Source organism: Burkholderia sp. IDO3, from assembly GCF_003366075.1.
In the GTDB taxonomy this organism is placed as follows: Bacteria; Pseudomonadota; Gammaproteobacteria; order Burkholderiales; family Burkholderiaceae; genus Burkholderia; species Burkholderia anthina.
Map to the genome: position 1 here is coordinate 1811849 of NZ_CP028963.1, position 11621 is coordinate 1823469.

Annotated in this window: 12 protein-coding genes; 9 read left to right on the plus strand and 3 right to left on the minus strand. The window is 69.8% G+C overall.

Annotated elements, in window-relative coordinates; genetic code table 11:
• Window positions 1–8: 8 nt before the first annotated feature.
• Window positions 9–755 carry a molecular chaperone gene (locus DCN14_RS23060; RefSeq protein WP_096505470.1) on the plus strand — a complete coding sequence of 249 codons (747 nt, stop codon included), beginning with the start codon at window positions 9–11 and terminating at the stop codon, window positions 753–755.
• A 56-nt stretch (window positions 756–811) separates the two neighbouring features.
• Window positions 812–1783, plus strand: coding sequence for a fimbrial protein (locus DCN14_RS23065; protein WP_239007913.1), 972 nt, complete (start codon window positions 812–814; stop codon window positions 1781–1783).
• 96 nt (window positions 1784–1879) lie between these two features.
• Here the strand turns inward: DCN14_RS23065 and DCN14_RS38760 are convergent, their stop codons facing one another.
• Window positions 1880–2014 carry an HHHH-motif protein gene (locus tag DCN14_RS38760; protein WP_226277827.1) on the minus strand — a complete coding sequence of 45 codons (135 nt, stop codon included), beginning with the start codon at window positions 2012–2014 and terminating at the stop codon, window positions 1880–1882.
• Between the two features lie 46 nt (window positions 2015–2060).
• The gene (locus tag DCN14_RS23070) at window positions 2061–2303 is read right to left on the minus strand and encodes a hypothetical protein (protein ID WP_096505468.1); all 243 of its coding nucleotides are present in this window, start codon (window positions 2301–2303) and stop codon (window positions 2061–2063) included.
• Between the two features lie 404 nt (window positions 2304–2707).
• On the opposite strand from DCN14_RS23070, the gene DCN14_RS23075 reads away from it, so the two are divergent.
• From DCN14_RS23075 to DCN14_RS23105, 7 genes are all read left to right on the plus strand, one after another.
• Window positions 2708–3376, plus strand: coding sequence for an RNA polymerase factor sigma-70 (locus DCN14_RS23075; protein ID WP_096505376.1), 669 nt, complete (start codon window positions 2708–2710; stop codon window positions 3374–3376).
• A 104-nt stretch (window positions 3377–3480) separates the two neighbouring features.
• A complete protein-coding gene (locus DCN14_RS23080; RefSeq protein WP_096505374.1) occupies window positions 3481–3723 on the plus strand; it encodes an MbtH family NRPS accessory protein in 243 nt (80 codons plus the stop codon).
• A gap of 44 nt (window positions 3724–3767) precedes the next feature.
• Window positions 3768–4778 (plus strand): TauD/TfdA family dioxygenase, encoded by a 1011-nt coding sequence (locus DCN14_RS23085; protein ID WP_096505372.1) that lies wholly within the window; start codon window positions 3768–3770, stop codon window positions 4776–4778.
• Window positions 4768–5616 (plus strand): ABC transporter ATP-binding protein, encoded by an 849-nt coding sequence (locus tag DCN14_RS23090; protein ID WP_096505370.1) that lies wholly within the window; start codon window positions 4768–4770, stop codon window positions 5614–5616. The genes DCN14_RS23085 and DCN14_RS23090 overlap by 11 nt, the downstream gene beginning before the upstream one ends.
• Window positions 5613–7706, plus strand: a complete 2094-nt coding sequence (fhuB, locus tag DCN14_RS23095) for a Fe(3+)-hydroxamate ABC transporter permease FhuB (protein ID WP_096505368.1) — start codon at window positions 5613–5615, stop codon at window positions 7704–7706. The genes DCN14_RS23090 and fhuB overlap by 4 nt, the downstream gene beginning before the upstream one ends.
• A complete protein-coding gene (fhuF, locus tag DCN14_RS23100) occupies window positions 7703–8506 on the plus strand; it encodes a siderophore-iron reductase FhuF (RefSeq protein ID WP_096505366.1) in 804 nt (267 codons plus the stop codon). Before fhuB ends, fhuF begins: the two co-directional genes overlap by 4 nt.
• A complete protein-coding gene (locus tag DCN14_RS23105; RefSeq protein ID WP_096505364.1) occupies window positions 8503–9534 on the plus strand; it encodes an iron-siderophore ABC transporter substrate-binding protein in 1032 nt (343 codons plus the stop codon). Before fhuF ends, DCN14_RS23105 begins: the two co-directional genes overlap by 4 nt.
• 212 nt (window positions 9535–9746) lie before the next feature.
• Here DCN14_RS23105 and DCN14_RS23110 read toward each other — a convergent pair whose 3' ends face one another.
• Window positions 9747–11492 carry a cyclic peptide export ABC transporter gene (locus DCN14_RS23110; protein ID WP_096505362.1) on the minus strand — a complete coding sequence of 582 codons (1746 nt, stop codon included), beginning with the start codon at window positions 11490–11492 and terminating at the stop codon, window positions 9747–9749.
• Window positions 11493–11621 lie beyond the last annotated feature (129 nt).

Genomic DNA, 11621 nt, shown 5'->3' on the forward strand with positions numbered 1-11621 from the left:
ATCCTGCGATGAACCACGCTTTTTCCCTTTCCTTTCTGCGGCGCGCGTCGAGCGCGCTCGCCGTCGTGTCCACGCTGTTCGCCGGCGCCGCGCATGCGGCGATCGTGCCGGACCGCACGCGCGTGATCTTCAACGAGGGCGAACAGGCCGCGATCGTCACGATCACCAACAAGAGCACGACGTATCCGTATCTCGTGCAGTCGTGGCTGGAGGACGCCGACGGCAACAAGATCACGTCGCCGCTGATGGTCGTGCCGCCGCTGCAGCGCGTCGAGGCGAACGAGCGCAACGTGCTGCGCATCGCGAAGCTGCCCGGCGCCGCGTTGCCGGCCGATCGCGAATCGGTGTTCTACCTGAACATCCGCGAAGTGCCGCCGAAGACCGATACGCCGAACACGCTGCAGATCGCGCTGCACACGCAGATGAAGCTGTTCTACCGGCCGAAGGGCGTGCAGCCCGCGCGCGACGCGGACTGGACGCTGCCGATGACGCTGCGCGTCGATGCGGCCGCGCACCGGCTCGTGTTCGACAACCCGACGCCGTATCACGTGACGGTGGTCGACGTGAGCGCGGGCGCGCAGAAGACGCGCGTGCCGATCGAGCCGGTCATGGTGAACCCGATGAGCACGGCGGACGTGCCGTTCAAGGCCGCGACGCCGGCGACGCTGTTCGTCACGCATATCGACGATTACGGCGGCCAGGTGGCGGTCGAGTATGCGTGCGAGGCCGGTGCCTGCAAGAGCGTGAAGCAATGAGCGGCGCGCGACGCAACGCCGTCGCGGGGACGCTGCCCGCGTGGCTCAGGTGGGGCATGCTCGCGCTGTTGATCGGGCTGGCCCAGCCGGCGTGGGCGGTGCGCTGCATTGCGAACGAGGGGGGCACGATGCTGACCGAGGCCATCGGCAACGTCGCGTCGTATCCGACCGACGCCCCGGACGGCTACGTGATCTGGGTGTCGCCGCCGCGCACGACGACGGGATATTGCTACAAGGATCTCGGCGGCGACATGAAGACGTTCGGCGAGTGGATCTATTTCTACGCGAACCCCGAACAGCAGAATCCGGCCGCGTGGGGGCTCGAGATCGGCATCCGCTATCTCGGCCAGGATTATTTCGGCCGCAGCAGTCAGCCGGGCGACGGCGTACAGACGACGACGTACGTGGAGCCGTGCGCGCTGAGCGACGCCGACGTCAAGGCGGGACGGTGCACGCGGTTCCCGCTGAGCATCACGTACCAGGTCGTGGTGCGCAAGCGCGGCAACTGGGTGCAGCCGCCGTCCGACATCTACGCCGTGTTCCAGTTCGACGGCAAGGGCGGCCTGAACTACATCAATCCCAGCTTTCGCTACAAGCTGAGCGGCCTGCGGAACCTGAAACCGACGCCTTGCCTGGTCGACGTGAAGGTCACGCCGGAACCCGGCATCGTGAAGTTCGGCCAGGTCCAGGCGACCGGCAACGGCTTCTCGCCCGCGGTGCCGCGCAAGTCGTTCAATCTCGCGCTGACCAAGCAATGCAACGTGGCGCTGCGCGTGGACGGCTACTTCGAGACGTCGCAGACCGTGCGAAACGGGCTGCTCGTGCCGGACTCGAACAGCAATTTCGGGATCGGCATCGAGGACCGTAACGGCACGGCGATCCCGTTCAACCAGCAGTTCGTGCTCGCGCAGATGCCGGGCAGCGTGAACTACCAGAGCGTGACGCTCGACGCGGTGCTGAAGGCGTTCGGGCCGCCGAAGATCGGCCCGTTCAACGGCACGGCGACGATCCGCTTGTTCATCTACTGACGCATGCGGCGCGTGCGCCGCCGCATGCACGGCTCGTCAGCATGAAAAAAGCGCCGGCATGCCGGCGCTTTTCTGCGAACGCGCTGCGCGCGATGCTCAACGCACCCAGCGGCACACCTTGTGATGATGCTCGAAGTGGCACACGCGGTGCTGGTGGGCTTCGGCGATGGCCGGCACGAGCACGGCTGCGGCAACGGCGGCTGCGGTCAGAGTCTTGAGTAGCGTCTTCATGTTGAGGTCCTGTCGTTCAGTATCGGATCACGGGAAAGGAAAGGCATTACCACTGCGGTCGCTGATCGTCGCGACGGTCATCACGATGGTCGTCGCGATGATTGTCACGCCCGCCGGGATGCTGCGCTTCCCAGTCGCGGCGCTCCCAGTAGCGGTGTCCGTCCCAGTAGCGATCGCCGTGCCAGCCGATCGTTACTTCGGCCGGGCCGGCAGGGTACGCAACACACCCGGTCAGCATCACGCTCGACAGCGCGCCAACCATGACTGCGGATAACACGATGGTCTTCATGTTGTTCTCCCTTGGAAACGGCAACCCGATCGTACGAGCCCCCAAAATTTCACGTCGTAATAAGTTGCTACCGTACATGACAAGGCAGCCCGCCTCGTCGGCTGGTTGAAAGATCGTGTCGGCGCCGCGCAAGACGGCCGCGCGGGCGCGAAATTCGCCGCGTGCCATGCGCGATGCAGGTCCGGCGCGGACGTTCGATGCCTGACGGGCGCCGCACGACGCCTTTCAGTCGGAAAGCTTCTCCGCGCGTGCCGATCGATGACGGATACACATCCGCCCGGACGACGATTTCGCCAATTGATCAGACAAATCCCGATTGACGGCAGGGAAATAGGGGAATGTGATTGAGAATGATTTGCGTTTACGTTAAATTGCGTTATCTCGGAATTTGACGGAGCAGATCGATGGCAATGGCGGAAGTGCTCGAACGACCGGCAGCGGCAACGGCAAACCCGTTCCTCGGCAGTTATCCGGACCTGCCGTCGCGCGCCGCGCCACGTGCGAACCGGGCCGCGGAGCGGCAGGCGCAGGGTGCGCTGCTCGACGTGCTGATTTCGCATCGGGCGATGCTGGTCAACGTCGCGCGCGGTTTCGTCGGCTGCGCGAGCCGGGCCGAGGACGTCGTGCACGACGTGTTCGTGAAGCTCGTCGAATTCCCGAACCAGGATGCGGTGCGCCAGCCGGTCGCGTACGTGACGCGGATGGTGCGCAACGCGTCGATCGACGCGTGCCGCCGGCAAAGCCTCGAGAACGTCTATCACACGGAAGAGGACGACGGCTTCGACGTGCCGTCGCCGGAACCGACGCCCGAAGCCGCGCTGCTGACGCGCGACACGCTGCGCCGTGTATGGGCCGCGCTCGACGATCTGCCGGCGCGCAGCCGCGCGGCGTTCGAGATGGTGCGGCTGCGCGAGGAAACGCTGCAGACCGCGGCGCGCGCGCTGAACGTGTCGCAGACGCTCGTGCATTTCATGGTGCGCGACGCGGAGCGGCACTGCGCGGAATGTCTCGACGCGTGCCATCGCGGCGTCGCGTGTCCGGTGTTTCTCGGCGGTCGTGCGCGGCGGCGGTAAAAAATCGCGCCGGCCAATCGTCTTCAACACAGGAGCGGCCAATTCGACAGTTCGCCGGGTTCGCCGCTTCGCCTCCTTCAACCGTCTTCCGCTTTTTTCCGATCATGACGCAAGCCACGACGCCTTCCGCCGACATCGACGACCTGATCCACACGGTCGTCATCAACGACGAAGAACAGTATTCGATCTGGCCGACGTTCCGGCCCGTGCCGGCCGGCTGGCGCGAGGTGGGCGTGCGCGGCACGAAAGCCGAGTGTCTCGCGCACATCGAAACCGTCTGGACCGACATGCGCCCGGCGAGCCTGCGCCGCGCGATGGACGGCGCGCGCGCATCGCGCGCGTCGTGACCCGCTGCGCCGGGATCCGGCGCGCCACCTGAAGAGGACGTTGCATGACCCTGCTTTCGTTGCCGACGCTCGACGACCTGCGTATCGAGCCGGGGCTGCCCACCGTCGTGTCGCCGCGCAGCGCCGACGGCATGTCGATCGACGAAGTCGCGCCGCTCGCGCACGCCATCGCGGCCGACACGCTCGAACGGGCGGGCGGTGTGCTGTTCACGGGCTTTCACGTGCCGTCGATCGACGCGTTCCAGCGGTTCGCGGCATCGTTCGGCGATCCGCTGATCGGCTATGAATACGCGTCGACGCCGCGCAGCCAGGTCGAAGGCGCCGTCTACACGTCGACCGAATACCCGCCGCACCGCGCGATTCCGCTGCACAACGAGCAGTCGTACACGCGCGAATGGCCGCTGCGGATCTGGTTCCATTGCGCGCTGGCGGCGCCCAAGGGCGGCGCGACGCCGATCGCGGACAGCCGTGCCGTCTATCGCGCGCTCGATCCGGCGCTGGTTGCGCGCTTCGAGCAGCGCGAGCTGCTGTACGTGCGCAACTTCGGCCAGGGGCTCGACCTGCCGTGGCAGCAATCGTTCGGCACCGGCGAACCGGCCGAGGTCGAACGGATGTGCGCGGCGCGCGGCATCGAATGCGCATGGCGTACCGACGACGACGGCGAACTGCTGTTGCGCACCCGCGAACGCTGTCAGGCCGTCGCGCGCCATCCGCGCACCGGCGATCGCGTGTGGTTCAACCAGGCGAACCTGTTTCACCTGTCCGCGCTCGACGACGACATGCAGGAAGCGCTCGTCGACGCGGTCGGGCTCGAAAACGTGCCGCGCAACGTGTACTACGGTGACGGCGCGCCGCTCGAGGCCGACGCGCTCGCGGAGATTCGCGGCGTGCTCGATCGCCAGCGCATCGTGTTTCCGTGGCGCACGGGCGACGTGCTGATGCTCGACAACATGCTGAGCGCACATGCGCGCGACCCGTTCGAAGGGCCGCGCAAGGTGGTCGTCGCGATGGCGCAGAGTTACACGGCGACCAGACGGAGGACCGATGACGCGTAGTACCGCCGCGCTTGCCGCGCGCGGGCTGACGGTGGGTTATCGCGACCATGTCGTGATCGACGGGCTGGACCTGTCGATCGCGGCCGGCCGCGTAACGGCGCTGTGCGGGCCGAACGGCTGCGGCAAGAGCACGCTGTTGCGCACGCTCGCGGGCCTGCAGCCCGCGCTTGCCGGGCAGGTCGACGTGAACGGCCGGCCGCTCGCGTCGTTTCGCCGTCGCGCGCTCGCGCGCGAGCTGACGATGCTCGCGCAGTTCAACCAGATTCCGTCGGGGCTCACCGTGCGCGAACTCGTCGCCTACGGGCGCTACGCGTACGGCGGTTTCCTGCGCGGGCTGTCGCGCGCCGACCATGCGGCGATCGACGAGGCGCTCGACACGAGCGGCCTCGCGGGCGACGCGGAACGCGACGTCGGCGCGCTGTCGGGCGGCGAACGGCAACGCGCGTGGATCGCGATGGCGCTCGCGCAGCAGGCGCCGATCGTGCTGCTCGACGAACCGACGACCTATCTCGACATCCATCACCAGCTCGACATCCTCGATGCGCTGCGCACGCTGAACCGCACGCGCGGACTGACGATCGTATGGGTGTTGCACGACCTGAACCAGGCGGCCGCGTACAGCGACGACATCGTGCTGATGCGCGCCGGCCGCCTCGTCGCGCAAGGCACGCCCGACGCGATGCTCGATCCCGCGCGGTTGCGTGCCGCGTTCGGCGTCGACATGCTGAAGCTCGCGCATCCGCAGACGGGCGCGCCGATGTGCGTGCCGGCCTACGGGCCGACGGCGTCGGGCGCGTCGCACGCGGCGGGCGCACTCGACCGGGACGTCGCGGCATGACGACGTTCGCGATGCGCAAGCGTCTTGCGGCGAGCGGGCAGGGCGCCGCCGCCGGCCGTCGGGCCGGCGCGATCGCGCTCGGCCTCGTCGCGCTGATCGCGGTGCTGGCCGTGCTGCGCGTGGCCCCCGACCTGCGCGCGTGGTGGAACGCGGCGCCGGGCAGCGATGCCGCCGCGCTCGCCCACGTGTTCCTGTTCGACCTCAATCTGCCGCGCGTCGCGGCCGCGCTCGTCGCGGGCGGCTGCCTCGGCGTCGCCGGCGCGCTGTTCCAGTCGCTCACGCGCAATCCGCTCGCGTCGCCCGATCTGCTCGGCGTGACGGGCGGCGCGCAGCTCGGGCTGCTGGCGGCGATGCTGGTCCCGGCGCTCGCGGGCGTCGCATCGGTGCCGCTGCTGTTCGTCTGCGGGCTGATCGCCGCCGCGTGCGCGATCGTCGCGGCCGGCGGCTGGCGCGCGACGCCGCTGCGGCTCGTGCTCGCCGGCAGCGTCTGCATGCTGCTGTTCGCCGCGCTGTCGACGCTCGTGCTCGCGTTTTTCGAGCAGAACATCGCGGGCGCCGCGCTGTGGACCAACGGCAGCCTTTATCAACCGGGCGCGGCAGGGCTTGCGCTCGCCGCGCGCTGGCTCGTCGTGCCGCTGGTCGCGCTGCCGTTCGTGATCCGGCCGCTGAATCCGCTCGCGCTCGGCGACGATGCGGCGGCCGCGGCCGGCGTGCGCGTCGACGCGACACGGCTCGCCGCGACGATCGTCGCGGTCGCGTTCACGAGCGTGGCCGTCAGCATCGCGGGCCCGCTGTCGTACGTCGGTCTCGTGGCGCCGAACCTGCTGCGCCAGGTGCGCGGCGCGCGTGCGGCACGGCTCGGCGTGCTGGTGCCGTTGTCCGCGCTCGCAGGTGGCGCGCTGGTGCTCGTCACCGACAGCGCGGTGCTCGCATCGGGCCTCGACGCGACGCTGTCGACCGGCGTCGCGATCGCGCTCGTCGGCACGCCGCTGATGCTCGCGATGATCCGGCGCGGCGCGGCGTGGTCGGGCGTGTTGCACGCGGAGGGCGAACGCGCGGCAGGCAGCGGTTCGACGCGCGTGGTGGGCCGGCTCGAACGGCTCGGCTGGCCGTTGCGCACCGGGCTGTTCGTCGCGCTTGCCGTGCTCGCGGTGTTCGTCGGCGTGTCGGCCGGCCCCGAATGGCTGTCGCCCGCGCGCTGGTCCGCCGCGCTGTCGGGTCACGATGCCGTCGCGCGGATGATGATCGACCTGCGCATGCCGCGCTTGCTGTGCGCGCTTCTCGCGGGTGCGCTGCTCGCCGTGAGCGGCGTCGCGATGCAGAGCGTCGTGCGCAACCCGCTCGCCGGCCCCGAAGTGCTCGGCGTCACGCAGGGCGCGGGGCTGGTCACGCTGGTCGCGTTGTCGACATGGCCGCTGATGGGGCACGTGACGCTCGCCGCGGCCGCGCTGATCGGCGGCGGCTTGTCGCTCGCGATCACGCTCGCGCTGAATCACCGGCATCGTTATGCGCCGCTGGCCGTCGCGCTGACCGGCATCGTGATCGGCGCGCTGTGGACCACGCTCGCGCAGTGGCTGATCACGCAGCAAAGCGTGCAGCCCGCGCGCTTCGTCGTCTGGCTCGTCGGCGGTACCTATGGCCGCAGCTGGGGCGAGGTGTCGATGCTGCTGCCGTGGTGCGTATTGGCGGTGCCCGTCTTCGCATGGCTCGCCCGGCCGCTCGACATGCTCGCGCTCGGCGACGACCAGGCGGCCGCGCTCGGCCTGCCGGTCGCCGCGCTGCGGCCGCTCGCGCTGACGATCGCCACGCTCGCCGCATGTGCGGCCGTCGCGGCGGTCGGTCCGGTCGGTTTCATCGGGCTGATGGCGCCGCACGTCGCGACGATGCTCGGCGCACGCCGGCACCGCACGCGCCTGTGGCTCGCGGCGGCGTGCGGCGCGCTGATTCTCGGCTTCGCCGATCTGGCGGCCCGCACGGTGGTCGCGCCGCGCGAAGTGCCGGCCGGCGTGCTGACCGCGCTGATCGGCGCACCGTATCTGCTCGGACTGCTGATTCTCGAGGGGCGCCGCGCCCGGCGCGCGGGCCGGTGACGCCGGCGCTCGACAGCGCGCGCGCCACGCGGTTCTCGGCGTTCGCGCCCGCGGCGTTTGCCGGGCATCTCGACGTCGTGTGGCTCGGGATGCCCGATGACGCCCATGCGCCGCCGGGGCGCATCGTCGTGCCCGTCGTCGCGCTGCCCGAGCATCGCGAGGCGGTGCTCGACGCGATGGTCCGTCACTACGGCGGCGACCCGGCGCAGCATGCGCGTGCGCTGATGTCGCAATGGAGCAAGTACTACTTCGGGCGTGCCGCGCCCGCCGGCGTGGTTGCCGCGCTGACGCTCGGCCGGCCGCTCGACATGGCGCCGGAGCGCACGTTCGTCGCGCTCGACGACGGCATGCCGGCCGCATTGTATTTCGCGCGGGACGCGCTCGGTGCGCCGTGCGACGAACCCGCACGGCGTTACGCGGGGCTCGTCGCGCACCTCGGCACGGTGATCGACCTGCTCGCGGCGATGGGCCGCGTCACGCCGCGCGTGCTGTGGAGCAACGCGGGCAACCTGCTCGACTATCTGCTCGACACGTACCGGTCGCTGCCGTGCAGCGCGGATCCGGTGCGCGATGCGGACTGGCTGTTCGGCGCGGCCTGCGTGCACGGCGAGCCGAATCCGCTGCGTCTGCCGGTGCGCGATGCCGTGCCGCGCTCGTCGCTGCTGCCGACGCCGTTTCGCGCGCGCCGCGTGTGCTGCCTGCGTTATGAAATTCCTGGAGAAACGCAACTGTGTGGAAGCTGCCCCCTGCTACTGACGATGGACGACGCGGCGCTGGCCGGGCAGGACGCGATCCGGTGACGCATGCCGGCCGCCGTCATGCGCTCGGTGCGCTGGCCGCGCTCGGCGCTGCGTGCTGCGGCGCGTTCGTCGCACCGAACGGCGCAGCCGCCGCCGCGGAGGATGCGCGCGGCACGACTTCGCAACCGGGGCGCTCTTCGCTCGCCGGCAATCCGGTCGTGTCGCAGGCGAGCAAGACGATGCCGGTACGCCCGCAACGCGTGGTCGCACTCGACTTCATGTTCGCGGAAAGCGTGATCGCGCTCGACATCGTGCCGGTCGGCATGGCCGATACCGCGTTCTATCCGGGCTGGCTCGGCTACGAGAGCGACCGGCTCGCGCACGTGACCGACATCGGCTCGCGACAGGAGCCGGGGCTCGAGGCGATCGCCGCGGTGAAGCCCGATCTGATCATCGGCGTCGGCTTCCGCCATGCGCCGATCTTCGACGCGCTCGACCGGATCGCGCCGACGATCCTGTTCCAGTTCAGCCCGAACGTGTCGGAAGACGGCGTGCCCGTCACGCAGCTCGACTGGATGCGGCAGATTTTCCGGACGATCGGCGCCGTGACCGGCCGCGATGCGCGTGCGCAGGCGGTCGACGCGCAACTCGACGCGGGCCTCGCGCGCAATGCGTCGCGGCTCAAGGCGGCCGGGCGCAGCGGCGAACGCATCGCACTGCTGCAGGATCTCGGGCTGCCCGACCGCTACTGGGCCTATACGGGCAACAGCACGTCGGCGGGCCTCGCGCGCGCGCTCGGGCTCGAACCGTGGCCGCGGAAGCCGACGCGCGAAGGCACGCTGTACGTGACGTCCGCCGACCTGCTCAGGCAGCGCGACCTGGCCGTGCTGTTCGTCACCGCGACGGGGATGGACGTGCCGCTGTCGGCGAAACTCGATTCGCCGGTGTGGCGTTTCGTGCCCGCGCTGCGTGACCACCGGATCGCGCTGATCGAGCGCAACATCTGGGGATTCGGCGGCCCGATGTCGGCGCTGAAGCTGGCCGACGTGATGACCGATACGATGCTGAAGCTGCCGGCCGTGCGTTGAATGCGTGATGGAACGCCAGCGGGCGGGGCGGCGGTCTGACGGAAAGGTGGTGCATCGTCGTGCCGGACGAACCGTATTGCGCTTGCGTCGCGCGCACGTCGGGCCGCATGCCGTTCCGGATCTTCTGATTTCCCGACCTTCCGATCTTCCTGGCCGAACCGGCGCACCGCCCGCGCACCGCAATCACGGCGCGCGGGCGGTAAACCTTTCGCTTACGCGCTCAACGCGTCGATGCCATTCCGCGCCTGCGAGCGCGCAGGCGTCGTATCGCTGACGATCTGCCCGTTGTCGAGCTTCAGCAGCCGGTCGGCGAGACCGAAATAGCGGTCGTCGTGCGTGATCACGATCACGGCCTTGCCGCGCGCGCGCAGCTCGGGCAGCAGTTGTTCGTAGAACACGGCCTTGAACGACGGATCCTGATCGGCCGCCCATTCGTCGAACAGGTAGAACGGCCGGTCCTCCAGATACGCGACGACGAGCGCGAGCCGCTTGCGCTGGCCGGTCGACAGCGCACGGTTCGAGAACGCGCCGTCGACGACCTTCACCTTGTGATCGAGCGCGAGCTTCGCGACGAGCGCATTCGCGCGCGCATCGGCCTGCGCGCGCTCCGGGTCGTCCGGATCGACGATGCCGAGCAGCGCATCGAACAGGTGGAAATCGTTGAACACCGCGCTGAAGCGCTGCCGGTACGCGGCGCGCTCGCGCCAGCCGATCGGGCGGCCGTCGACCTCGATCGCGCCTTCCTCGGGCTCGTAAAGCCCCGTCAGCACCTTCGCGAGCGTCGTCTTGCCGCTGCCGTTGCCGCCGACGATGAACACGAGCTCGCCCGGCTGGATCGTCAGGTTGATCGGCCCGATCCGGAACATCCGCTCGTCGCGCTCGTGGAAATACGCATGCGTGACGTCGCGCAGCGTGACCGCGCCGGCCGGCGGCACGTCGGGAGCATCGCTGGCGGGCGGCACCGTGCGCAGCGCGCCGAATTCGGCCATCACGCCTTCGATCCGGCCGAGCGACACGCGCGCCGCGTTGACGGTCGGCAGGTTGTTCAGCAGCCCGTCGAGCGGCACCAGCATGAACAGGAACACGACGACGTAGCCGGCCGCGGTGCCGGCATCGGCGTGCACGCCGAGCTGCGGCCAGAACGCGGCCGCGCCGAGGAACACGTAGAACAGGAAGATGATCCAGCCGACGCCGACCGCATACGCGCTGAACGCGCGGCGGCGGTGATCGCGCACCTCGCCGATCGCGGCGCCGAGCTGGCCGTCGACGAACTGGCGCGCGCGCGCGTCGTGCAGCTTCAGCTCCTTCGCGCCGGAGAACAGCGAGCCGAGATAGCCGAACAGGCGGTCCTGCGCGTGGCCGGCCGCTTCGAGCGACGCGATCGCGCGGCGGTCGCCGGTGTGATAGCCGAGCGAGCCCGCGACGATCGCGGTGAGTGCCAGCAGGCACACGGGCCACGACAGCCATGCGAGGTAGCCGAGGCAGCCGAACACGATCGAGCCGTGCATCACCAGGTTCGGCAGCGCGAAGAACAGCATCGACACGTTGGTCGCGTCGTCGGTCAGCACCGACTGCACGGGGGCGGCGCCGATCCGCTCGATGTCGCGCAGCTCGGCCGCGCCGACGCGCCGCGCGAGGTGCACGCGCAGCCGCGCCATCGTGTCCTGCGACAGCCGTGCGAACAGCGTGCCCGACACGATGCGCGTGACGAGCGCGATCACGGCGCACAGCGCGAAGCGCCACGCGAGCGACGCATCGGCCGCGCCGGGCTGCGCGAGCGCGCGGTTCAGCGTCGCGACGAGCAGCACGCTCGCGACGCCGTTGAGCACGCAGGCGACGAGCGCCAGCGCGAGCGATGCGCGGCTTTCGCGCAGCAGCGCGAGGATCAGGCGCGCCGCGGGGCGGCCGGGGGAGGCGTCGAGGGACGGCGGGGAAGAAGGCTCGTGGGCGGCTGTCATCGGCAACGTCGGTAATAAGGAGGCAGGCGAAACCTGCGGAAACGGAAAAACTGATGCGAAAGCAGCGCGCGGGCACGGGCCCGGTTGCCGCTTTCCCTCCTGATAGACGAACGGGCCGCGCAAATATTT